The sequence below is a fragment of the Zobellia sp. 1_MG-2023 genome (genome assembly GCF_030549125.1).
Taxonomy (GTDB): domain Bacteria; phylum Bacteroidota; class Bacteroidia; order Flavobacteriales; family Flavobacteriaceae; genus Zobellia; species Zobellia russellii.
Genome location: NZ_JAUOSY010000002.1, coordinates 579042 through 603185, shown reverse-complemented (window position 1 = coordinate 603185; position 24144 = coordinate 579042). Strand labels below are relative to the sequence as shown.

Annotated in this window: 26 protein-coding genes; 9 read left to right on the top strand and 17 right to left on the bottom strand. The window is 40.4% G+C overall.

Features of this window, described 5'->3' with window-relative positions; translation table 11 throughout:
• Positions 1–51: 51 nt before the first annotated feature.
• The 7 genes from Q4597_RS06615 to Q4597_RS06585 form a co-directional block, all read right to left on the bottom strand.
• The gene (locus tag Q4597_RS06615; protein WP_303405355.1) at positions 52–1233 is read right to left on the bottom strand and encodes a cytochrome-c peroxidase; all 1182 of its coding nucleotides are present in this window, start codon (positions 1231–1233) and stop codon (positions 52–54) included.
• A 111-nt stretch (positions 1234–1344) separates the two neighbouring features.
• The gene (locus Q4597_RS06610; protein WP_303405353.1) at positions 1345–2205 is read right to left on the bottom strand and encodes an SDR family oxidoreductase; all 861 of its coding nucleotides are present in this window, start codon (positions 2203–2205) and stop codon (positions 1345–1347) included.
• A 65-nt stretch (positions 2206–2270) separates the two neighbouring features.
• Positions 2271–2822, bottom strand: coding sequence for a TetR/AcrR family transcriptional regulator (locus Q4597_RS06605; RefSeq protein WP_215912840.1), 552 nt, complete (start codon positions 2820–2822; stop codon positions 2271–2273).
• Between the two features lie 94 nt (positions 2823–2916).
• A complete protein-coding gene (locus Q4597_RS06600) occupies positions 2917–3549 on the bottom strand; it encodes a Crp/Fnr family transcriptional regulator (protein WP_215438338.1) in 633 nt (210 codons plus the stop codon).
• Positions 3550–3560: 11 nt separating this feature from the next.
• Positions 3561–4337 (bottom strand): aldose 1-epimerase, encoded by a 777-nt coding sequence (locus tag Q4597_RS06595; protein WP_303405351.1) that lies wholly within the window; start codon positions 4335–4337, stop codon positions 3561–3563.
• Positions 4338–4396: 59 nt separating this feature from the next.
• The gene (locus Q4597_RS06590; protein WP_303405349.1) at positions 4397–5377 is read right to left on the bottom strand and encodes a PLP-dependent cysteine synthase family protein; all 981 of its coding nucleotides are present in this window, start codon (positions 5375–5377) and stop codon (positions 4397–4399) included.
• 78 nt (positions 5378–5455) lie between these two features.
• Complete coding sequence (locus Q4597_RS06585) at positions 5456–6697, bottom strand: ABC transporter permease (protein WP_303405347.1); 1242 nt, start codon at positions 6695–6697, stop codon at positions 5456–5458.
• 3 nt (positions 6698–6700) lie between these two features.
• Here Q4597_RS06585 and Q4597_RS06580 point away from each other — a divergent pair, with 3 nt between their 5' ends.
• On the top strand, positions 6701–7963 hold the full coding sequence (locus Q4597_RS06580; RefSeq protein ID WP_303405346.1) for a DUF1343 domain-containing protein: 1263 nt from the start codon (positions 6701–6703) through the stop codon (positions 7961–7963).
• Positions 7964–7977: 14 nt separating this feature from the next.
• Here the strand turns inward: Q4597_RS06580 and Q4597_RS06575 are convergent, their stop codons facing one another.
• From Q4597_RS06575 to Q4597_RS06565, 3 genes are read right to left on the bottom strand one after another with little or no spacing between them, the layout of a single operon-like run.
• On the bottom strand, positions 7978–8826 hold the full coding sequence (locus Q4597_RS06575; RefSeq protein WP_303405343.1) for a sterol desaturase family protein: 849 nt from the start codon (positions 8824–8826) through the stop codon (positions 7978–7980).
• A 52-nt stretch (positions 8827–8878) separates the two neighbouring features.
• On the bottom strand, positions 8879–9361 hold the full coding sequence (locus Q4597_RS06570) for a GyrI-like domain-containing protein (RefSeq protein ID WP_303405342.1): 483 nt from the start codon (positions 9359–9361) through the stop codon (positions 8879–8881).
• A gap of 29 nt (positions 9362–9390) precedes the next feature.
• On the bottom strand, positions 9391–9885 hold the full coding sequence (locus Q4597_RS06565) for a YkgJ family cysteine cluster protein (protein WP_303405341.1): 495 nt from the start codon (positions 9883–9885) through the stop codon (positions 9391–9393).
• 75 nt (positions 9886–9960) lie between these two features.
• Here Q4597_RS06565 and Q4597_RS06560 point away from each other — a divergent pair, with 75 nt between their 5' ends.
• Both Q4597_RS06560 and Q4597_RS06555 read left to right on the top strand, forming a co-directional pair.
• On the top strand, positions 9961–10668 hold the full coding sequence (locus Q4597_RS06560; RefSeq protein ID WP_303405339.1) for a bifunctional 2-polyprenyl-6-hydroxyphenol methylase/3-demethylubiquinol 3-O-methyltransferase UbiG: 708 nt from the start codon (positions 9961–9963) through the stop codon (positions 10666–10668).
• A gap of 50 nt (positions 10669–10718) precedes the next feature.
• Positions 10719–11645 (top strand): hypothetical protein, encoded by a 927-nt coding sequence (locus Q4597_RS06555; RefSeq protein WP_289039066.1) that lies wholly within the window; start codon positions 10719–10721, stop codon positions 11643–11645.
• Positions 11646–11652: 7 nt separating this feature from the next.
• On the opposite strand, the gene Q4597_RS06550 is transcribed toward Q4597_RS06555, so the two are convergent.
• Positions 11653–12285: a 7-carboxy-7-deazaguanine synthase QueE gene (locus tag Q4597_RS06550; protein WP_215438348.1), complete on the bottom strand. Its 633-nt coding sequence runs from the start codon at positions 12283–12285 to the stop codon at positions 11653–11655.
• Between the two features lie 192 nt (positions 12286–12477).
• Here Q4597_RS06550 and Q4597_RS06545 point away from each other — a divergent pair, with 192 nt between their 5' ends.
• From Q4597_RS06545 to Q4597_RS06525, 5 genes are read left to right on the top strand one after another with little or no spacing between them, the layout of a single operon-like run.
• Positions 12478–13986, top strand: coding sequence for a helicase HerA-like domain-containing protein (locus tag Q4597_RS06545; RefSeq protein WP_303405335.1), 1509 nt, complete (start codon positions 12478–12480; stop codon positions 13984–13986).
• A 47-nt stretch (positions 13987–14033) separates the two neighbouring features.
• Positions 14034–14582, top strand: a complete 549-nt coding sequence (locus tag Q4597_RS06540) for a hypothetical protein (protein ID WP_303405334.1) — start codon at positions 14034–14036, stop codon at positions 14580–14582.
• Positions 14583–14622: 40 nt separating this feature from the next.
• Positions 14623–15588, top strand: a complete 966-nt coding sequence (locus Q4597_RS06535; protein WP_303405332.1) for a YitT family protein — start codon at positions 14623–14625, stop codon at positions 15586–15588.
• A 12-nt stretch (positions 15589–15600) separates the two neighbouring features.
• A complete protein-coding gene (locus Q4597_RS06530; RefSeq protein ID WP_303405330.1) occupies positions 15601–16440 on the top strand; it encodes an alpha/beta fold hydrolase in 840 nt (279 codons plus the stop codon).
• A 12-nt stretch (positions 16441–16452) separates the two neighbouring features.
• Complete coding sequence (locus Q4597_RS06525; protein ID WP_303405329.1) at positions 16453–16878, top strand: VOC family protein; 426 nt, start codon at positions 16453–16455, stop codon at positions 16876–16878.
• Between the two features lie 45 nt (positions 16879–16923).
• Here the strand turns inward: Q4597_RS06525 and Q4597_RS06520 are convergent, their stop codons facing one another.
• The 5 genes from Q4597_RS06520 to Q4597_RS06500 form a co-directional block, all read right to left on the bottom strand.
• Positions 16924–17895, bottom strand: a complete 972-nt coding sequence (locus tag Q4597_RS06520) for an aldo/keto reductase (protein WP_303405327.1) — start codon at positions 17893–17895, stop codon at positions 16924–16926.
• Between the two features lie 47 nt (positions 17896–17942).
• The gene (locus Q4597_RS06515) at positions 17943–18803 is read right to left on the bottom strand and encodes an esterase family protein (RefSeq protein WP_303405325.1); all 861 of its coding nucleotides are present in this window, start codon (positions 18801–18803) and stop codon (positions 17943–17945) included.
• A gap of 11 nt (positions 18804–18814) precedes the next feature.
• Positions 18815–20236: a Gfo/Idh/MocA family protein gene (locus Q4597_RS06510; protein WP_215438356.1), complete on the bottom strand. Its 1422-nt coding sequence runs from the start codon at positions 20234–20236 to the stop codon at positions 18815–18817.
• 41 nt (positions 20237–20277) lie between these two features.
• Positions 20278–21036: a DUF1080 domain-containing protein gene (locus Q4597_RS06505; protein ID WP_289061672.1), complete on the bottom strand. Its 759-nt coding sequence runs from the start codon at positions 21034–21036 to the stop codon at positions 20278–20280.
• A gap of 237 nt (positions 21037–21273) precedes the next feature.
• Positions 21274–22578 (bottom strand): MFS transporter, encoded by a 1305-nt coding sequence (locus tag Q4597_RS06500; RefSeq protein ID WP_303405321.1) that lies wholly within the window; start codon positions 22576–22578, stop codon positions 21274–21276.
• Positions 22579–22712: 134 nt separating this feature from the next.
• Here Q4597_RS06500 and Q4597_RS06495 point away from each other — a divergent pair, with 134 nt between their 5' ends.
• Positions 22713–22865: a hypothetical protein gene (locus Q4597_RS06495; RefSeq protein ID WP_215438359.1), complete on the top strand. Its 153-nt coding sequence runs from the start codon at positions 22713–22715 to the stop codon at positions 22863–22865.
• A gap of 24 nt (positions 22866–22889) precedes the next feature.
• Here the strand turns inward: Q4597_RS06495 and Q4597_RS06490 are convergent, their stop codons facing one another.
• Positions 22890–23975 (bottom strand): PAS domain-containing sensor histidine kinase, encoded by a 1086-nt coding sequence (locus tag Q4597_RS06490; RefSeq protein WP_303405319.1) that lies wholly within the window; start codon positions 23973–23975, stop codon positions 22890–22892.
• Positions 23976–24144 lie beyond the last annotated feature (169 nt).

Here is a 24144-nt window from a genome sequence, read left to right as displayed (position 1 = left end):
AATGGCTGTGTTACCTGTGTTACACCAACGTAAAGAAACCAAAATAAAATCTTATTGAATATTACCGCCTACTGGTAGACCACTGGGCACACTTTCCGGTAAACTCGTATCAAAATTGGTATCGTTAAGCGTATTTAAAAACGAAATGATCTGGGACATTTCTTTAACGGACAATTTCAGTTCCCTAACGAACGGATCGTACTTTTTAACCGGCACATGTTTGTTCCGTTCCTTACCATTGGCAATATCCTCATAAAATTCCAGCACCTTTTTAAGGGTAGTTAAACTGCCGTTGTGCATGTAAGGCGGCGTAAAACGTAAGTTTCGTAGCGTAGGCGTCCGAAAAGCAAAGGTGTCTTTAAAACCTGCATCCGGTTGTACTAACTTTTCGTTCTCCGGCGTGCCCAGAACATGCATTTTATAATCCGAAAACATAGGGCCGTTATGACAGTTGACACAGCCAACCGATTTAAAAAGCTCAAAACCCTCCTTTTCCGAAATCAAGATAGCATCCTGATCGCCCCGCATATATTGATCAAACCGGGAGTTATTAGTTACTAGCGACCTTTCAAAAGCTGCTATAGCCTTAGCTAGATTTTCTACGGATACCGCATTAGGTTCCCCAAAAGCATCCGCAAATAACTTTTGGTACTCAGGAATATTTTTCACACGGTCTACTACGGTCTGGAGAATACTTTCTTCGGCAATACCGTGCCCCCGCATTTCCTCAAAAGCCTTTATAGGTTCCAAAGCCTGTTTTTCAAGACTTTTTACACGGTCGTCCCAAAACATGGTTGCCTCAGAAGGTTCATAATTACCAAAAGCATCCATTCCATTATATGCCGAATTAATAATAGTAGGTGCATTTCTTTTTACAAAGGGAATATCATTGGACGCATTAAACTTACGCTTACTGCCCAAACCACTGGCGTTAGGACCGATACTAATATCCAAAAATTCTGCATACCCATTATCCGGATGATGGCAGGTGGCGCAAGCCACATCTTTATTTCCGGAAAGAATAGGGTCGTAAAAAAGTAATTTGCCCAGCGCTTCCTTTTCCGGTGTAGAGGGATTGTCTGCTGGAGATTTTACCGTTTTGGGCAACGCCGTATACGTAGTTACGACCCGTGTTGTATTCTGGGTCTTTTCTTGCTTTTTACCATTATCACCACAACCAATGAAAAACATTGGCAACGCAATAAACAACAGCTTTTTTCCTATTCCAGACATAAAAATAACTACGCAATAGAACAGTAAAAATAAGCAATAAAAGACAAAAGAAATATGATTTTTGTCAGCTAGCCCATTGAAAACCAGCCTAGCTGACAGCCCCGTTTTTTCTTATAGGAACCTAGTCTTAATCTCATTCACCAATTTAGTTCCGTCCTGGTCAGCTTTTGTCTTCAACTCACATAACTCTTCTGCCCATTTAGAGGTACGAATGCGCATTGGTGGGTGCTCGTTTTCTGCAATGTTCATGATTACGGCAGCCACTTCCTGACCTGTTTGGTAAATTTGCGCGGCACCCTCGCTCGCTCTCTCTTGGTTCTTTTTTAAATATTGCTGAAAAATTGGCAAATATTCTCCCGTAGCCAATTGACCATCAACCGCAGTTTTCTCAACAGCAGAAGTCATGAATTCCGTAGAGATCCCGCCAGGCTCAACACAGCTAAATTTAATATTAAAAGCATCGCCAAGATAACTGGCCAAACCTTCCATATACCCTTCTACCCCAAATTTTGCCCCACAATACAGCTCGTTAAAAGGTTGGCCCACCAAGCCACCAACAGAGGTAATACTAATTATCTGCCCGGACCTTTGCTTACGCATATACGGTAAAACGGCCTGTGTACAGAATACCACCCCGTGGTAATTTACATCCGTAACCCATCTAATTTCCTCTTCGCTGGCCTGTTCTGTAGTTTTGGCAAAACCCGCTCCGGCATTATTGACCAAAACATCTATCTGCCCGTCTTTCTCTATAATAGTTTCCACAGCCTTTTTAATGGAATCAACTTTGGTAACGTCCAGTTCCAAAATTTCAATATCCAAATGGGCTTCCTCAATTTTTTCCTTTAATGCAGTTGCCTTTGCCAAGTTTCGCATTGAAGCGTACACTTTATACCCTTTTTGTGCAAAAAGTAATGAGGCCTCTAGCCCTACTCCTGATGATGTTCCTGTTATTAATACGTTTCTTTTCATTTTATCTTAGTTTTAAAATATGTATTTTGGAATGAACATTCACTCCAATTTATGATTAAATTTTTTTAGCCCTTTATTCCATCCCAAACCATGTTCACTTGATTTTGAATAGAATTTGACGGTACATTTTCCTGTGAATGGTACCATCTTAAATAAGAAACCACTGCCCCACCCATAAACTGGATAAGCTCATCTGTTTCTATATTCTTTATAATCAGCAATTCTTTTCCCTTGTTGAGCAAATCATAGACCGGGAGTACCGTTGCCAACCCTTTTTTCTTACTTTCCTCAGTAATAATGGGTGAAGCCCTAATCTGCTCCATGAACATAAAATACTGCGCATTATCAATAAAAAACAGGATTATGTCTTTAAAATATCCTTCAAACTGGGATTTAATAGGTTGGGTTTCATCAAAATCAGGAAAAGCGGTATTCTCCTGCTCCTTAATGCTTACGTAAAGTTCATTAATCAATTCATCCTTAGTAGGGAAATAATTGTATATCGTTCCCATACCCGTTCCGGCATTTTTTGCAATAGCCGACATGGGCGTATTGTGCACACCCTTTGTTACCAAAAGTTCCAAAGCGGACCGTAAGATGTTTTCTTTCTTATTCACAGGGCAAATGTATTCTTTTTGGAATAAACATTCCAATTTTTTAACTAAACTTTAAATTTGAGGCTTTTACGCTTCTAAAAAAGTTGAAGAAAAACTATAAATCTACCACCTTAATCCGGTTGCGTTGCATCTCTATCCTTCCTTCTTTTTCCAGTTTTTTCAACAACCTTGAAATCACTACACGAGAAGTATTTAAATCGTAAGCTATATCTTGATGTGTGGTCTGCACAAATTCATCATGGTTTACCATAGCCTTGTCTTGAAGGTGCTTTAGTAATCTTTCATCCATCCGTAGAAAAGCCAAGGTGTCTACCGTTTCCAATAGTTCGGTCATTCGGGTATGGTAGCTGTCCAAGATAAATTGGCGCCATGTAGCGTATTTCGCCATCCAAACTTCCATCTTTTCCACGGGAATCATAATGAGTTCCGTGTCACTTTCGGCTACCGCACGTATCTCACTTTTATGGGTACCCACACAACATGAAAAGGTCATGGCACACGTATCCCCCCTTTCCAAAAAATACAATAAAAGCTCGTCTCCGTTCTCATCTTCGCGCAGGATTTTAATGGCGCCACTCAGTAACAAGGGCATATGGGATATGGTTTCGCCAATATCCATAATTACGGTACCCTGCTTAAATTTTTTCAACATTCCTACGGTTTGCATTTCTTCTAGGAGAGCATCCTCAAAGAGATAGCCATAGTTTTGTAAAAGACCTTCTTTCATGAATCTGGAGATTATATGGCGCTAATGGAAACCTTATATTCCCGATCGGTATTCTGAAGGTATTCAAACCCTTCGTGAAGTTTTGTTTGCTCTACTGCATACGTATAAAATGTAATAGGCTCTATGCAAACCATATTTGGAACTTCTGTCCACAACATAAAATTACCAAAGCCTTCCGTACGAATACGAAGTTCTTTCTGGTCTTTTAACATGATTTCAGAACAATTAGGCACTTGTAGCGCCCTACTGCCCACATCCATAATTTCCTTAAGGGTGATTTCTTTTTCACCGGCCAATACTGTTGGACTGTCCGCATAGAGTTTAAAAGCTGGATGATACCCCAACATAAACGGCATATCCCGTTCCCCTGAAACCGTAAAAACAACTTCAAGTCCCGTCTGGGTTAAACGGAAGGTTTTTTTAAAGCTGAAATCATACGTCCAAAACAACCACTCCTTATTGGATTTATTCGGGAATTTTGAGTTTTTTATTCGTGTACCCGCCGTATACTTTTTTTCTAAAACAGCTTCTGTGTCCGTAGTGGAAACTATCTCGTATGCCATCTCGCGAAGAAGACCATGCTGATCTTGAATAGCTATATCCCTTGGGGTCTGCACTTGAAACTTGGCATCGGCCGTAGGCCCGATAATAGGAAACATTTCGGTATCCGAACTACGCCACCCCGGACTCCCTTTTTGGTGAATATATTCATACCCATCTACCGTATACCCCACCAATTCTCCGGCATCTATATTTACTTTTTGATTTTCAAGCTTTAATTCTATCATCTCACTAAATTTTATAGCTGTTTAACAAGAAGTCGTTTTTCTTATCCTGTCTTACAAAGCTAATCTAAAAACCCTTTTTCACGCATCCAATCATCATTGAACATTTTTCCAACATACCGGCTCCCATGGTCATGAAAAAGTACTACAACAAGGTCATCCTTTTTAAAATGTTCCTTTAATTGCAACACCCCTTTTATGGCCGCTCCGGCAGAATTGCCCAAAAACATAGCCTCTTCTTTAGCCAAACATTGGGTGTAAACCGCTGCATCCTTATCCGTAACTTTTGTAAATCCGTCAATGACATCAAAATCTACATTTTCCGGTAGAATGTCCTCCCCAATACCTTCGGTGGTATATGGATAAATTTCTTTAGGGTCGAATACTCCGGTTTCATGATATTTTTTAAACACCGAACCATAGGTATCTACACCCCAAATTTTAATATTAGGGTTCTTTGATTTTAAAAACCTGCCCACACCGGAGATTGTTCCGCCCGTACCCACACCCACTACAAAATGGGTAACCTTGCCATTGGTCTGCTCCCATATTTCAGGCCCGGTAGTCAAAAAATGGGCCTTGGAGTTACTAGGGTTATCATACTGGTTAACGTACCAAGAATTAGGTACTTCTTTTGCCAATCTTTTTGCGGTGGAGTAATAACTACGTGGATCACTAGGTTTTACATCTGTAGGGCAAACGTGCACCTCGCTCCCCATAGCCCTTAGAATATCTATTTTTTCCTTGGACTGTTTATCACTTATAACACAAATAAGCTTGTACCCCTTTACCGTTGCCGCCAATGCCAGACCCATACCTGTATTTCCTGAAGTAGCCTCAATAATTGTTCCTCCAGGTTTCAATACACCTGAGGTCTCGGCGTCCTTAATCATCTGCAAGGCCATGCGGTCCTTGACGGAATTTCCGGGGTTAAAAGTTTCGTACTTGGCCAAAACCATGCAGGGCAACTCAGAAGTTAGTCGGTTTAATTTCACTAAGGGCGTATTACCAATGGTGTCCAGAATATTTTCCGCGTATTTCATGAGCTAACTGTTCGGTTTATATATAGGGAAAATACGAAGAACGTCCCACATATAAAAAGAGGCCATATCTATGTGCCCCTATTCGAACTTAATTGCCTTAACGGGAGTAATTTTAGTGATGATATAGGACGGCACCAAAAGCATAATAACACAAAGTACCAGCACGCCAATATTTAAGGCCACTACGGTAATAAAATCTATATGTACCGGCACATAATCTATGTAATACTCTTTGGGGTTTGGGAATTTCAATACCTGAAATTTATCCTGAATAAAGATGGTCCCCAGACCAATGACATTACCCCAAACAAGGCCTATACCAATGAGGTAGCTGGCGTTGTACAAAAACACTTTACGTATGCTCCAGTTGGCGGACCCTAAAGCCTTTAATATTCCGATCATCTGGGTTCGCTCTAAAATCAACACTAATAAAGCGGTAATCATATTAAATCCGCTTACGATAATTACGATGCCTATGATCAAAATAATATTAAAATCGAACAGGCTTATCCATTCAAAAATCTTGTAATACTTATCTATAATAGTCTGCGTATCTAACGTAGACAGGGTTTTACCATAAATCTCCCTGCTCTTCTCATCTATATCATCAAAACTATTCAAGAAAATTTCAAAGTTCCCCACTTGATCATTGCCCCATTTGTTCATACGCTGAATATGGCGTATGTCCGTAAAGAGATAGAGTCCGTCAAACTCCTCAAAACCGCTATCGTAAAGTCCGGTAATCTTAAATTTCCGTTGGTTGGGCAATTTTGAAACATCGCCATCCTTTAAGAAAAAAGCATAAAATGTATCTCCGGTTTTTAAGTGCAAACGGTTGGCCATGAGCGTAGACATGAGAACTTCCTCATTTAGCTCGCCCGTATATTCGGGCAATTTACCGTCTACCAAATACTCTTGAAAAGCAGACCAATTATAATCACTACCTACCCCCTTGGCAATGATGCCTTCAAAAGTAGTTTCGGTTCTAATGATACCCGCTTTGCTAGCTACTGCCTGTACATGGGCAATACCATCAACGGCCTTAAATTCCGGATAAAAATCCTGTTCTAACGATACCGGCATTACGGAAACGTCCGAAGCATTATTATCGTAACTAGAGATTTGGATATGACCATTAAAAGCGGCCACTTTCTCGCGAATTTTATGCTTAAGCCCCACTCCGGTAGCGATAGCAATGAGCATCATTACAACCCCCAAGGCAATAGCTGCAATTGCTATTTTTATTATTGGAGCGGAAATACTAATTTTATGCGCCTCACCTTTGATGAGCCGCTTGGCCAAAAAATATTCAAAATTCAATCTATGGCGTTTTTAAACTGTTTCAAAAGTACATTTTTCATTTGGTTTTTGCTTATTATAGCCTGCGGAAACACGCCTAAAGCCGAGAAACCTAGTTCAGAACCAATTTTGGTGCCCAACGATACTATTGATGAAAAGCCCGTTATAGTGGCAGCAAATAGGACCGATGCCTATTTACCCTTATTAAAAGGAAAGAAAGTGGCCGTTGTAGGAAACCAGACTACCATTATTTTTAAAACGACCAAAGCGGACACGGAGTCTTCCGCCCCCTACGTTCACCTAGTGGATTCTTTACTGGCCCTGAATGTTGATATCAAAAAAGTTTTTGCTCCCGAACACGGGTTTAGAGGCAGTGTTGATGCCGGCGAAAAGGTGAAAGACGGAGTTGACAGTAAAACCGGACTTCCGCTCATTTCGCTATACGGAAAAAACAGAAAACCTTCTGCCGCACAGTTAAATGATATTGATGTTGTGCTTTTTGACATTCAAGATGTGGGCGTTAGGTTCTATACCTATATTGCCACGTTGCAATTGGTAATGGAAGCTTGCGCGGCAGAAAACATACCTCTGATCGTTCTTGATCGTCCTAACCCCAATGCGCATTATATTGATGGGCCTACTATGGAAAAAGCCCACACCGGCTTCTTGGGAATGACGGAAATACCATTGGTCTATGGAATGACCATTGGCGAATATGCTCAAATGATCAATGAAGAACAATGGATAGAAGGTGAGAAAAAAGCAAACCTTACCGTAATATCCTTGGAAAATTGGACACACGAAACGGAGTATAGTTTGGCCGTTAGACCTTCTCCCAATTTACCCAACGATATTGCCATTAATCTCTACCCCAGTTTAGGTTTTTTTGAAGGCACCAATGTTAATGCCGGAAGAGGAACGGAACTACAGTTCCAATGTTATGGAGCTTCATTTTTAGATAGCACCCAATATAGCTTCAGATATACGCCAATGCCTAATTTTGGTTCCAAAAACCCAAAAGAGAAAGGAAAAATTTGCTTTGGAAAGGATTTATCCGAGTTTCCTAAAATGAGTGGGGTATCCGTTCAATGGCTTATAGATGCCTACACCAACTCTAAGGACAAATCCAAAGTGTTCATCACAAGTGGATTCACAAAACATGCAGGTACACAAAAACTACAAAAACAAATAGAAAACGGAGAAACCGAGGAAACCATAAAAGAGAGCTGGCAACCTGATTTGATTAAATTCAAAAAAGTAAGAAAGAAATATTTACTTTACCCATAACCATAGAATCGTTATTACAAGCTACTTTCCGTTTCGGACCAAGTGGTGGGCTTTCTAGATTTGTGAAAGGGCTGTTTTAGCAATCCTTTTATGCTTGCGTTTTCAACCTCATCAGGAAACGTATCTACCCCGTAAACGATACTTTCTCTATCAAACTTCATAAAAGTTCCAAACAGACGATCCCAGATAGAAAATATGTTTCCATAATTACTATCTGTATATGGTAATTTATAATGATGATGTACTTTATGCATATCCGGTGAAACAATGACCCAGCTTAAAACCTCATCTAGCTTTCTGGGCATTTTAATATTGGCATGATTAAACTGGGTAGCCACTAGAGAAAGTGATTGGTACAACATAACAATACCAATAGGAGTACCCACAATTAATACCCCGAACAATGTAAAGACAAAACGTATCATGCTTTCTAATGGGTGATGGCGGTTGGCCGTGGTGGTATCTACATTGTGATCGGTATGGTGCACCAAATGAACTCGCCACAAAAGCTTTACTTTATGCTCAACAAGATGTGCCAAGTACGCCCCGATCAAATCCAAAAGCAAAAGACCCACAATTACATACAACCATAAGGGCATTTCCGGCAACCAGTTGATGATTCCAAAATTCTTGGTCACGGTTAAATCTGCGGTTTTTAGCAATAGAAAGGCCAGTACAAAATTTACGATTACCGTTGTAAACGTGAAAAAGAGATTGGGCAAAGCATGCTCCCATTTCTTATAAGTAAAACCAAAGAGGGGCACAATGCCTTCTAACACCCAAAAAAAAGTAATCCCTCCCACCAAGATAAGCGAACGGTGTAAAGAAGGGATAGTTTCAAAATAATCGATTATGAATTCCATACTTTAAATATAGAAAATTTAAAGTATTACAAAACAAAGGGCACTATAACTGCTATTTTAATTTTATCGGTATCCAAACCTCTTCTTCGGAATCAGGTTGGTTGTTCTTATATTTCTCACCCAAAATTTCAAAATGGGGCCTGCGGTCCAATTCATACTTGGAACTTGGTATCCATTCCTTAAAAATAAAATTCATGGTTTTAGCAAATTCACTAGAGGGCCCCTTGTGAATGAACACTGCGTATAATCCCCCATGTAAATCCAAGGTTTTGAAATCTTTGGCATACGCGCCGTATGCACTCACTTCTGTGACCGCCCACTTTGTAAACTCCGTAGTTGGATTAAACCCCACCTCGCCCGGGAAGGTATCATACACCTGTAAAGAATATAAATCTAAACCTATACTATTTGTAATATGCCTTTTAAGCGGCATGAAACCGCTCCATAGCTCAAACGTGCGATTATTGGCCAGGCTCATTTTTAAAGCATGTCCTACCAGTTTCTTTTCTTCAAGCTCAACTATTCTGGGCTCCATACAGCGTGTTCAATTAAGGTTCCAAAAAATCAGTTACCAATGGCTTTCTTCATTTTCTCTACGATATTGAATGCCGCAGGACAAATGGCCACATTTTTTAAAGTTAGGTTAGAGATCTGCTGAAACTTTTTACGGTCCGTATGCGGAAACTCCCGGCAGGCCTTTGGCCGTACGTCATAAATTGAGCAATAGTTATCCGCCCCTAAAAAAGTGCAGGGAACTTGCTGTAACACATAATCGTTCTCCTCATCAACACGTAAATATTGCTCTATGAATTTTTGGGGCTTTAGCCTAAAATATTTGGCAATACGCTCTACATCGGCTTTCGTAAATAACGGGCCTGTTGTTTTACAGCAATTGGCACATTCCAAACAATCGGTTCGCTCAAATTCATCATCATGTAATTCTTGCATTACATAATCCAAATTCTTGGGTGGCCGCTTTTTAAGCTTGGCAAAAAACTTGCGGTTTTCATTATGCTTATCCTCCGCTTTCTTGGGAAGTTCCTTTAAAATTTGCTCCATCCTCTTAAAAATCTGACCAAAACTAAACAAGAAATACTTAAAAAGTCCAATTTTGCCAAACAAACCACTTCTCCTATGATAGACGTATTTGGCCGTGCCATATTAGATTTTCAAAAAGACAACTACACGGAAGACATTATTACCTTCTCCTCTTTGGATGAAGAAGATGTTATTCCTGTCCCCTATTTGTTCAGAAACTTCAAAGAAACGCCAAAGTTGGAGCAAGAGGCACTACAGCTTTGTAAGGGATTGGTTTTGGATGTTGGCTGCGGCGCCGGAAGCCACAGTCTGTATTTACAGGAAAAAGGCTTGGACGTGACCGCCCTTGATTATTCCGAAGGAGCCACCAAAACATGTAAATTACGCGGTTTACAAAACGTAGTGTATTCGGATATCTACAGTTTTAAAGACCAAAAGTTCGATACGTTGTTATTATTAATGAACGGTATTGGCATTGTGGGCAAATTAAACCATATGTCCAAATTCTTGGAACACTTAAAAACCCTAATGAACCCAGGTGCACAAATTTTATTGGATTCCAGCGATATCATTTACATGTTTGAAGAGGACGAAGATGGTGGTGTTTGGGTACCGGATACCGGTTCTTACTATGGTGAAATTGAATTCCAAATGAAATACAAAGACCAAAAAAGCGATTCTTTTTTCTGGTTATACCTGGATTACAACACCTTAGAAAAAGCCGCTGAGGCCAACGGTTTTAACTGCAAACTTGTAAGAAACGGCGAACATTACGACTATTTGGCTAAATTATGGCTTAAATAACAGTATTTTTCGCCATTTTTGTTCTTAATGAAGGCCCCTAAAATACAAGGATGAATAAATTACGAATACTTCCAGCAGTTTTAACTCTTATCTTTTTTATAGGATGTTCCAAAGATGATTCCGTACAAACTCAGGAAAGAGAAACTGCCCAGGCCAAAGAAGCTAGCCTTAAAAGTGCCGGGGCTTCGGCAACAGACCTTTTATCTAACGACAACTTTACCAAGCTTTTAATAGAGATTGCCTACGTAGACGGGTTTAAGCCAACCGAAGAGGCCATGGAAGGTTTTGTATCCTATTTAAAACAAAGAACATTCAAAGAAGATATTGAATTAAAATACACCAAACTGGAATCTCCGGACGAAGAAAATCTGACTTTGGAAGAAATAGCCAAACTAGAATCCGAAAACAGAACGGTTTACAATGAAGGTTCTACCCTTGGCCTATACATTTACTTTGCAGATGCTCCTGCCGAAGGCGATGATGACGAAGAAGGATTGGTTACCCTTGGTGCGGTATACCGTAATACTTCTATGATCCTACACGAAGTAACCATTCGTAAACTGGCAGACCGAAGTTTTTTCATTACGGATGCCGATGTTGAAAATTCTACATTGAACCATGAATTTGGCCATCTGTTCGGGCTTGTAAACCTAGGGACACAACCCGTTAACGACCATGAGGATATTGAACGTGATGAAGACGGAAAACCTGTTTTGGACGAAGAAGGCAATACAAAAGGCAACAACCACTGTTCAGTTGAAGGTTGCTTGATGCGAGCCGAACTTCAATTTGGTGGTTTTAGCGGCAAATCTGCCAAAAGTGCAACGGATAACGGTACCATTACGGCTGCGTGCCGCCTTAGCGGAAAAGATGTGCTTAGAATGCTGGAAGCAAAAACTTCCAAAGGTATTCTACCGGAACCTCCTAGTTTAGACGCAGAGTGCCTTCTAGACCTACGCTCTATAGGAGGGCGCTAAAGAAGAATTACGGAATATTCAAATACTTATGCGTCTGCAAGCTTACCTTCCATTTTGGGTTTTGCATAACATAGTCTACGATCATAGGAACCACTTTGTCCCGAACGCTCCATTCTGGTTGTAGGTACAAAATGCAATCTTTATTGGTTTTTGCCGCTTCCTGTTCCGCAAAAATTAAGTCGTGCTTATTATATACTATAACCTTTAACTCATGGGCTTCGTCATATACCTTACCCATGGGCAATTTGTTCTTTTTTGGCGAGAGACAAATCCAGTCCCACGTACCGGTCAAAGGATAAGCACCGGAAGTTTCAATATGGGTCTTTAAGTTCTTGGCCTTTAGGGCATCGGTTAAAGGTTGCATATTCCAAGTTAGGGGTTCCCCACCTGTAATAACAATAGTATCGGAGTACTTAGCGGCGTTCTCGGTAATCTGCTCAATAGCCGTTGGCGGATGGGTTTCCGCATTCCAGCTTTCCTTAACATCGCACCAATGGCATCCTACATCGCAACCACCTACACGAATAAAATATGCTGCTGTACCTTTATGGAAGCCTTCTCCCTGTATGGTATAAAATTCTTCCATTAAGGGCAACATGTTCCCTTTATCAACTTCCTGTAAAACTTCCTTTTTAACCATCGTGCAAAGATACGCGTTGAAAATACCAAAACCCAAATTCTCAAACTTAAATTATGTGCGTGCATAATAATCCGCTAAGTCTGTAATTTTCATTGCCTACGGCCTCTATTCAGCTTTGTTCAAACCCAAACTTCTCTAAAAGTCTCGGCTAAACAGTAAAAATTCCCTTATTTTTACTTCAAAATACGCCGTATGCCAACTAAAGACAAATTTGTAGAACATATAGAAACCGGTTATACCACCAAAGGTGATTATATAGTTATGGGTGCCGCCATGCTCAATGGTGAAGCGGTTACCAATGCCCATGTAAAAGTGCCCCTAAAGACGTTGAACCGTCACGGACTTATTGCAGGAGCAACGGGAACAGGTAAAACAAAAACACTTCAGGTACTGGCCGAAAATTTGTCGGACAAAGGCATTCCGGTTCTGCTAATGGACCTTAAAGGTGATTTAAGTGGACTTGCACAGCCAAGTCCCGGTCATCCAAAAATAGACGAGCGTCATGCCATGATAGGCAATCTTCCGTTTGAAGCAAAGTCGTTTCCGGTAGAGATTCTATCCCTTTCCGAGCAAGACGGGGTAAAACTTAGGGCCACAGTTTCAGAATTTGGACCAGTGCTCCTATCACGTATCCTTGACCTTACCGAAACACAAGAAGGTATTGTGGCCGTGGTCTTCAAATACTGTGATGACAACAAACTACCACTGTTGGACTTGAAAGATTTTAAGAAAGTACTACAATACGCAACCGGTTCGGGCAAAGCGGAATTCACCAAAGATTACGGTAGAATTTCCTCTAGTTCAACTGGCGCCATTCTTAGAAAAATTATAGAACTAGAGCAGCAAGGTGCCGATTTGTTTTTTGGCGAAAAATCATTTGATGTAGATGATTTAACCCGAGTTGATGAAAATGGAAGGGGCTACATTAATATTTTACGCTTGACGGATATTCAAGACCGCCCAAAACTGTTCTCTACTTTTATGCTGAGCCTACTGGCGGAAATCTACAGTACATTTCCTGAGCAAGGCGATAGTGACAGACCAGAATTAATCCTGTTTATAGACGAAGCCCACCTAATTTTCAACGAAGCTTCAAAAGCACTATTGGACCAAATTGAAAGTATTGTAAAGTTGATACGCTCAAAAGGAATAGGGCTTTACTTTGTTACCCAAAACCCTGCCGATGTTCCCAATGAGGTTCTTTCGCAGCTGGGGCTAAAAGTTCAGCATGCGCTGCGTGCCTTTACCGCCAGAGACCGAAAAGCGATTAAACTTACGGCTGAAAACTACCCTATTTCCGAATATTACGACACTAAAGAAGTCTTAACTTCCCTGGGTATTGGAGAAGCCTTGATTTCTGCTTTGGATGAAAAAGGAAGGCCTACTCCACTTGCCGCCACATTGCTTCGCGCCCCCATGAGCCGTATGGATGTATTAACTGAAAGCGAGCTGAAAACTGTGATAAAAAATTCTAAGTTGGTCACAAAATATGGTGAAGTTATAGACCGTGAAAGCGCTTATGAGATCTTGAACGAAAAGATAGAAAAGGCAGAAACAGAAGCAGCAAAGGAAAAGGCTAAACCAAAAACCACATCTAGAAGACGAAGCACAAGCACACGCCAGAATCCGGTTATAAAGGTATTGACCAGTGCCACTTTTATTCGTGGTGTTTTAGGGGTTTTGAAAAAAGTAATTCGATAAAGTAAAACGCAATTTTTCAGATAGCAACGAACAATCTACACAAATACATGAAAAGTATACTAATTAGCATCTGCCTAATCCTATGTCTCACAAGTTGTAATGAAGAAAAGGACACGTCCTTCTCTATTATAAAAGACCGTGTAGGCAAATTGGATCGTATTAGTCTGGTACGCGACTTAAAAATTATATACGAAAACGATTCTATCGTAAAGGATAGCACCAGCATTAATAGCGCTAACAACAGTAAAAAAGTTAAGGTGTTCGAAAAAGGGGGAAAACCCTTATTGACCCTTACTCCAAACTCGGATAGCATACCCACTATTGAGAATATTCGCATAGAGGACTCACGTTTTACTACGGATAAAGGTGTTGGCCTAGGTAGTACTTTTAAGGATATTAAGGACAACTATACTATTCGCAAGGTCATTACATCTATGAACAACGTGGTTATTCTTCTAAAAGATAGCGATGTCTATTTTACTATAAGTAAAGAGGAGCTGCCTTCTAGTTTGCGGTATGCCTCAAGTGTAAATATAGAAGCTGTCCAAATTCCGGATGATGCCAAAATCAAATATATGATGGTTGCTTGGGACTAGGTTTTCCTCGTAGTTACATATTATAATTTAAAACCGTACCATGAATTCAATTTTACAATATCTCTTGGTACAACGCGCCAAAGCCAAATTAAAGGGCGAAAAGGCAATTGCCAAAAGACAACTTGTTAAAGAAGTCAGGTTGAGCCAAGTAGAGTTTGTCCATGCCATAAAAGAAATACTTTTTATTGCAATTGGTGTAGGCGCTGCAGGTTTTGGTCTTAAAGGTTTTTTATTGCCCAATCATTTTATTGATGGTGGGGCCACTGGGGTTTCTCTATTGATCCAGGTAAAATCAAATATCTCATTGGGCATTTTATTGGTATTGGTGAATATGCCGTTTATTCTTCTTGGCGCCAAGACCATCAATAGAAAATTTGCCATACGAAGCATTTTTGCCATTATAGCACTCGCCATTGTGGTTCATTTTATACCCTACCCTATTATCACTAGTGATAAGTTGTTGATCGCCGTTTTTGGGGGATTTTTCTTAGGTCTAGGTATTGGTATGGCCATGCGAGGTGGTAGCGTCATTGATGGTACCGAGGTACTGGCCATCTATCTTAGTAGAAAATGGCACTTGACCATTGGTGATGTTCTTCTCCTTATTAATATTGTCATTTTTTCCGCAGGTGCTTATCTTTTAAGTATTGAAACGGCGCTATATGCTATTCTCACCTACTTAGTAGCCGCAAAGACCGTAAACTACGTGGTTGATGGTGTAGAAGAATATATTGGCGTTACGGTAATTTCTCCTAAAAATGAAGAGATACGAATAATGCTCACCGAAAAAATGGGCCGGGCATGCACGGTTTATAATGGAAAAGGAGGATATACCAAAGATGGCAATTCCCGGGTTTCAACAGAAATTATCTATACGGTAATGACCCGTTTGGAACTGGCCCGGTTAAGTACAGAAATAGATAAAATAGACAAAAACGCCTTTATAGTAATGGGGGTAGTAAAAGATATTAAAGGAGGGATGATTAAAAAGAAGCCCCTAAAATAGTTCTCAAAACCTATGCAAAAAACCCTGAACAAAATGCTCCCCAAAGTCTATGGGCGCTATTTTAATATGCTCGCAAGAGTGTCCAAGAAAAAAGCCGCTAAGAAAGCTTTTTATGTTTTCTGTACCGTACGAAAAGGCAGGGTACTCCCTAATCAAAAGGAATATCTAGACCAAGCAAAAGGTGACACTATTGAAGTTAAAAAGCATACGTTACAGACTTATCACTGGCCAGGAAATAAAGAGACGGTTCTTTTGGTTCATGGGTGGGAGAGCAACACGTTTAGATGGCGTAATCTCATAGCCAAGCTTCGTGAGGCAGATTACAATATTGTGGCGTTTGATGCTCCTGCACACGGGTATTCTTCCGGGAAATATTTAAACGTACCCCTATATTCCGATGGGGTGCAGGCCATGATTCAAAAGCACGATCCAAAATACCTAATAGGACATTCGGTTGGAGGTATGACCTTGATGTACAATGAATTTTATCACCAAAATCCAAATGTTCAAAAAATGGTTACAATTGGCTCACCTTCGGAGTTCTATGAAATCATGGACCACTATCAGCGGCTGTTAAATTTTAACAATACGGTCCGCAAAGCGTTAGAAGCACTTGTCTTAAAACGTTTTGGTTTTACCGTAGCTGAATTTTCGTCTTCACGCTTTGCCGAAAAGAATACCAAAAAAGGACTTTTGTTTCATGATGAAGAAGATAAACTAGCTCCTTTTCATGCTTCCGAAGCTGTTCATGCCCACTGGAAAAATAGTACTTTTGTTCGTACAAAGGGCCTTGGACACTCTATGCACCAAGAACATATAAATGACCAAATCATAGATTTTTTAAATCATTAATTCCCAGAAAATATGCAAACCGTAACCCCTTTTCATATTGCTATACCTGTTCATAATCTAGATGAATGCCGAACATTCTATAGAGAAACGTTAAACTGTGAAGAAGGCCGTAGTAGTGACCATTGGGTAGATTTCAACCTATTTGGACATCAATTGGTAATCCACTACAAGCCAAAAACAGAGACCGAAGGTATTCATAGCAACCCAGTAGATGGCAAGAATGTACCCGTACCGCATTATGGTGTTGTTTTACCTTGGGACGTTTTTGAGTCCTTCTCGCATGAACTTAAAGAAAAAGGAGTCACTTTCGTAATTGAACCTTACGTACGTTTTAAGGGCCAGATAGGTGAACAGGCTACCATGTTCTTTTTAGACCCTGCGGGAAACGCTTTAGAGTTCAAAGCATTTAAGGATATGGGACAGTTATTTGCCAAGTAAAAACCGTACCACTCTTTACTACACTCAGAGTGGTACAGTAGTATTCTATTGTGACCACTCGGTGGGCTTTCTTACCCAACGGTGTTTTTTCAATTCTTCTATAAGTTCCTTTGGTAATCCGTTTCCATCACTGGTTGCGGTATTGGCCAAAACGTTACGTTCTTTTCGCATACCCGGTATGGTCGTACCAATAGTCTTGTTCTCCAATATAAATCGCAGTGCCATTTCGGCCATGGTCATTCCTTCTGGAATTAATGGTCTTAATACTTCTGCATGTTCTACACTAGAATTTAAGTTTTCCGGAACAAAATAGGTACCTCGCCAATCACCCTCTGGAAAGGTGGTTTCCTTGGTAAGGTTACCGGTCAAAGTGCCTTCATCAAAAGGAACACGTGCAATTACGGCAATATCCATCTCCTCACACAAAGGAAAAAGTACGTCTTCGGGATTTTGGTCAAAAATATTATAAATGACCTGTACGGCATCTATCAAACCTGTTTTTAAGGCCTTGATACCGTTTTCGGGCTCCCACCTGTTTACACTTATGCCCATGGCGCCAATCTTGCCGGACTTTTTCAAGTCTTCAATAGCCCGTTGCCATTCCTCACGGTGAGACCACCCATCGTCCCAAGTATGAAACTGCATTAAATCTATACGTTCCATGCCCAGATTGGTCAAGGTTTTCTCTGTATACTCAATAATGTGATTTGTAGGATAGGAATCCTCAAATGTATATTCCGGTCTTGCCGGCCAGTTAAAATTTTTAGGCGGAATCTTACTTGCGGAATACAATTTGGTTTTGGGATGCCTACGGATAAGTTCCCCTAGCAACTCCTCACTATGCCCCTCACCATAACCCCATGCGGTATCAAAAAAATTAACCCCGTTTTCAACCGCTAAATCCAACGATTTGGCAGACTGTTCATCATCTGATTGTGTCCAACCGGCCATTCCCCACATACCGTACCCTACTTCACTAACTTGCCAACCGGTTCTCCCGAATCTTCTGTAAATCATTCTATATTTTTAATTTTATTTTATTCCCTCAAAACGGATATTTACCACTAATGCTGATGAAAAGCATCGGACACAAAACCAAGAACCGTCGGTAGTGATTCCCGCCAATACGTCCAAGTATGGCCGCCATCGCGCACACGGTATTCATGTGGAATTTTCTTTTTTGTCATGGCAATATGCACTAAACTATTGCCCTCGAACAAGAAATCATCATCACCACAATCTATATACCACCTAACGGATTTAACATCTTCTTCCGGTACGGTCTTTAACAACTCCAACGCATTATGCTTTTTGAAATATTCTTTTATTTCAGCTTCACTATACTTTACATCGCTTTTCTTTAACCGCTCTTTAAAATCGGCAATAGTTAACGGTCCAACATAAGCACTTAATGGACAAGCCGAAGAAAAGAGTTCAGGCCGGTGCATTGCATACATAAAGGTTCCTCCTCCCCCCATGGAAAGTCCGGAAATAGCCCTGTAACGTTTTTCGGCCTTAATGCGGTACTTCTTCTCTATATGGGGCATAAATTCCTCAAAAAAGAAATCTTCATAACGCCAATCCTTTCCTTGATTAAAATAACCACGTTTACCCGTATTGGCATCGGGCATAACAATTATCATTGGTGTGGCCGTACCCGCTTTTATCGCGTTGTCAGTAATGCGTAGAACCTCTCCAAACTGTACCCAACCTGTTTGGTCATCACCCGCGCCGTGCAACAAATAAAGAACGGGATAGGAACGTTGTGAGGTTTCGTAATCCGGAGGCAGGTATACCGCATACTTGCGTTCCCCTTTTAAGATTTCGCTTTTTAGGGTCAATTCGTCAAATACCTTTCCTGTTTGACCGAAAAGGGAAACATTTAGAAAAAGACCGATGAAAATTGTAGTAATTAATCTATTCATAATCCGTCTTGTTAAAACTCTCGGTAATCACCACCTAAGAATTGATTGGCTTCATCCTCGGAAAATTTAGCACTCTGCGCATCCCAATGCAAGGTCTGATTAGGAAAACGGCCTGCAATTACACCAAGCAAAATAGTCTCCGTTAAACGTCCCGCGTACGAAAAAGGAGCCGTAGTCTGCCCTTTACCCAAGCATGCATCAACAAACTGATGATAATGCTTTGGACCTTCTGTATCATAATTGCGAATAGGCTCTCCTAAATTATTGGCTTTGGAAACCTCAGCAATTTCTTTAGAGATATCCACATATTTACCCTTTACGATTTTCTTTGGCAATTGCATAAAATGAGGTAGTAACAAACGTCCCTTTTTACCAATGAACATAGCACCTTGGTCAGGTAATTGACCCGCTCCGGCTACACCTGCATCTAACGATATGTCATTTTTTTGACCTGCGCCATTTTTTTGTTGTTTGCCCGCACCTTTACTGTCCGGCAATATTAAATCTTCATGCTCCGGTGGCATTCCAGGGCCGTCATACCAAATCCATTTAAGGTTTTTTGTAGTGTATTCGGTTCCAGGGAATTCATAGGTTACGGTATTGTTCTCAGGAAAACCATACCCGTTAGGCTCACGACATTCATTTTTAATAGTTAAAGGCACATCTAAATTAAGGGCATTATAAGGTGTATCAAAAATATGTACCCCCATATCACCCAATGTACCGCAACCATAATCTAACAGCCTTCTCCATTTGCCGGGATGGTAGTACCCCTCTTTATAAGGGCGTTCTTTGGACGTACCTAACCAAAGGTTCCAATCCAATTGGTCCGGCACCGGGTCTTCCCCTTGAGGCTCATCTCCGTTGTAACCCCATGATTTGGGAGACCAGGCATGTACAGTATGTACCTTGCCTATAATACCACTTTGAATTAAAAGGGTAGCCAGGCGGTAATCATAAAACGAATGCACCTGAATGCCCATCTGGGTCACCAAATTCTTTTCTTTGGCCAACTGCATCATTTTTCTTGATTCATCTACATAATGAGTCAATGGCTTCTGACAGTACACGGGCTTGTTCATTTCCATAGCCATTAAGGAAGCAGGCGCATGGGTATGGTCCGGTGTAGAAACGACTACGGCATCAATCTCATCTCCCATTTCATTTAGCATAGCCCTATAATCAAAAAACACACGTGCCCCTGGGTGCAGTTTATGTGCTTTTGCCAAGTTGACGGAATCTACATCGCATAACGCAACAACATCTACAGAACCATGAGAAGCGATTGCGTTCAAATCTTCAGCTCCCATATTACCCACGCCAATATGGGCCGTTCTAAGTCTTTTACCATTTTGGAAAGCCCACGCCGCATTGGGCAACAAAGCGAACGAAGATACGGCCGCCGCGCTTTTTAAGAATTCTCTTTTATTCATTTTCAAGTAATTTGGATTGTTTGAGTATGTAGTTTAGTATTCTAAAGTTGTTTGATTTTTACATTTTTAAGCCAAAGTGGACTATCATGGTCCTGAAAACCGATATAACCCTTTTTAAAAGATCCGTATTTAGGAGCATCTTTCCATTTTCCTTTGGCCTTACGTTCTTTCCAGTCTTCTGACCAGGGCACGAAAGACAATAGTTTTTTTCCGTTAAGCCAATGCTCTACATTTTCTGGGGTAAAAATGATGCGTGACGTATTCCACTCTCCCGCAGGCTTGACTATTTTTTGACTTACATCCGGTAAGTGCATGGCGTAATCCGCACCTGTTTTTTGCCATTCCTCTAACTTGGCATTATTAATTTCTTCCCATTTAAGGTCATCCAGCATCTGATATTCGGGAGAAACTTCGGGTATGCTCCAATCCCCTTCTTGAATATGATACAACAGTCCGCTATTACCTCCTTCCGGTATTTTCCATTCCCAATACAGTTCAAAATTATCGAACTCTTGGGCCGCATAGATAATATCCTTACCGCCTTTTCTATTTGCTTCAGTTCGTTTTTCGGTATCAAAAGTTAGGGCTCCGTCCTTAACTACCCATTGCGGCGGCAAATCATCTCCGTTATAAGCACGCCAGCCTTCCGTAGTAGTCCCGTCAAAAAGGTAAATCCATTCATCTGCTTCCGGGGCGGTTTCGGCTGTGGAAGCCGCTTTTGTCACTTCGTCTTTTTTTGTCTCGGTTTTACATGAGACAAGGGCTACCACAAGAGATAGCGCCAGGGCCATTTTTTTCATTTTAATAGGTTGTTTAGGTTCTCGTTAATTCCATAATCATAGCAAAATTGAGGCACATTGCTACAACACCTAAATCTAGGAACAATAGCGCAAGAATCAAAATGCAACTTTACCAGCTGCCTATCAAAGAACAAACTATGCCTCTTCTAGGGTTTAGAAAAGGGATTTAGAACCGAGAGAAGTCTGAAAAAAACAAAATAGAAAGCTATCTAATTGTAATAATAAATCAAATTATGATTACTGCGGATTATTTGCCTTAACCGAACCTATGGCCAAAAAAAGTAGAAAAACAAGTCCTAGATACCCAAGTAATCTATACGACCCAAACGTACTGAAACAAAGACTGAAAATGGGTGGTGCAAGAGCGCTTCCCAAAATTAAAAACGACATCACCTTGCCCGTTATGGCCCCTAAATGCGTACGGCCAAAGAAACGAGGCCATACAATAGCGTTAAGTACGGCAAAGAAGCCTCCTAAAACTCCGAAGCCACCAATTAGCATGGGAATACCAAAAGAAGAGGACAGGAACAAAAAACCCACGGAAGCCATAACCCCTCCTAAAATCATCAAATACAAATAAAGTTTAAGATGTAGGTAATCGCTTAAAAAATTAAAAATTAGAGAAATGGTTACTGCTACGACGGATGCCGGCAAAAATATGGATATGGCATCATCTTTCGGAAATCCTTCACTGGCAAAAACGGATACTACGTGAAAAGTTAACCCGGTAATAAAAAAACTATTAAAAGATAAGATCAACGCATACATCCAAAATGCTCGGGTCTGTTGTGCTTCTTTTACCGTATACTGTTTTGCCAAGGGTATGTTCTTGGACTCTTCTCGGTTCACCAAAACTTCGCCATCCGGTAATAGACCGTGCTCTTCCGGTTTATTCTTATAAAACTGTAAGATACAAATTGAGAAAACCACTAGTGCCGCAGCCAATATTTGCCATGTAACCTGCCAACTATAACTTTCAATGAGTGCATTTACCCAGAGCGGTGAAGATGAAAAACCAAACGATATGGCCACACTGCTAATTGCATTGACCTTACCCCTATTCTTATCGAACCAAATCATGATAACATTACGGGAAGCCATAGTAAGTACTCCTTGGCCAGAAAACCTTAGAACAAAAAAGAGGGAAGCCATTATAACAAAGGGAACAAGCCACGTATCAACGTTTAACAAGCTTTTTACGAACGTACTCATTTGTACGGACCAAGAACAGAGCATAAGAGCCACTGCCAATGTAATCGCAGCAAAAAATGCCACGTAGCGAGCCCCATACTTATCAAACCAAACCCCGGCACGACCAATAACCAAAGAACTACATATAGTACCTATCATATACGCATTACTAAACTGGTTCCTGCTCAAACCTAAAGCATCCTTTACGGGATCCGTAAATACAGATACACCAATGGTTTGGCCAGGAATACTACAGTAAATACCAATGGTACCGATTACCAAAATAATATAACCGTAAAAAATTGGACTTTTAGCAGGGTCTACGAAAGAAAAACGGTTTGTATTGGCCATGGAATATGCAAAAGCCGCAAAAGTAAAGGTTTTGCCTTAGCACCTGCATTTCAACGTGTAAAGATTATGCAAAATTTATACATAAAACGCTGTTTTAAACGTTATGTACATTCAAATCTATTTTTACTTGACCTATGAAAAAGTTCGCGTTTGTATTGTTCCTTCTTACGGTAATCATCGTAATAAGTAGTTGCAGTATTGATGACAGCAATGATATTGAAGTTATAAAACCCGGAGATACCGTAATTACAGGAAAGGTTTTAAAGGAAAAGAAATTTCTAAACTAGGCGTTTGGAACCCGTTATTACTTCTTACGACCATTCTTCAAATACAATGGTAAAGGTGGTTCCCTGATTTATTTTGCTATCCACCTGTATACTTCCGCCTAAACTGGTTATATGCTTTTTTACCAAGTATAGGCCAAGTCCCTTGCTACCGTTGGCATCATGAAACTTTTGACTGAGTTTAAAAATAAGGTGTCCATATTTTTCCATATCAAACCCCAAGCCGTTATCACTATAAATTAACTTTTTCCGGCCCCTATCCATTTGAGTCTTGATAGAAATAATAGGTGCGACGCCAGGCCTTGCATATTTGGTTGAATTGGAAATCAGGTTTAGAAAAATACTCTTCATATATTCTCTATTGAACGGAACATATTCCGCCTCGGAAAAATCCGTAATAAAATCTACATTGTAACCGCTCAGCAACGTACCAATGGATTGTGTAACCTCTTGAAATACCTCATTGAAATAAACGTCATCCAGTGCCTCTGCAACGCTTTCGCTTTCCGTTACGGCGTCAACATAAGCGTTTAATGATTCCTTCAATCCATCTGCAGAGCGTTTTACGTGCTCTAAAATCTGTAAGGTGGTGTCATCATTGATTTTGTTGGTATCCAGCATTTCTACGAGATAGACCAAATTATTTACGGGCGACCTTAAATCATGGGAAGTAATATGGTTTAACTGTTTGAGCTTTTCATTTGTTTTCACTAAGTCACTTACAAGAGAAATGCGCTCATTCTCCAATTCTTTTTTATGTGTTATATCCTTGGCTATGGCATAGACCAAGCCTTCATCTACGGACGGGGTAGCCGTCCAGTACAGCCATACCAACTCCCCAGTTTTAGAAACGTATCTATTTTCAAAATTGCACAAAGGAATGTTATTGATCAAGTTCTGACCATGCCGGGCCGTTAACTCGCGGTCTTCCTCATAAATAAACTCCGTTATGGGCTTTGAATACAGTTCCTTATCCGTATACCCCAAAAGTTTTGTAAAGGCAGGATTTACTTTCTTAAAGAAACCTTCAAAATCTGTGATACAAAGATTATCTGTTGATAAGTTAAAGAACGGATCTAGCTTAAAGTTTTCGGTTTCTATTAACTGTCTCATTGGTTTTGGCAAGGTATAACGAATTTAAAACGCTAAGTATAAGACAATTGTTGCTTAATCTCCAATTATTTTCATCGAATGAACAATTTTTTCTTCAGCAAAACGTTTGTTTGGATTTCTATAAAAAACCCTAAACAAATTACAAACTACCAACCGGATGTCTTAAAAT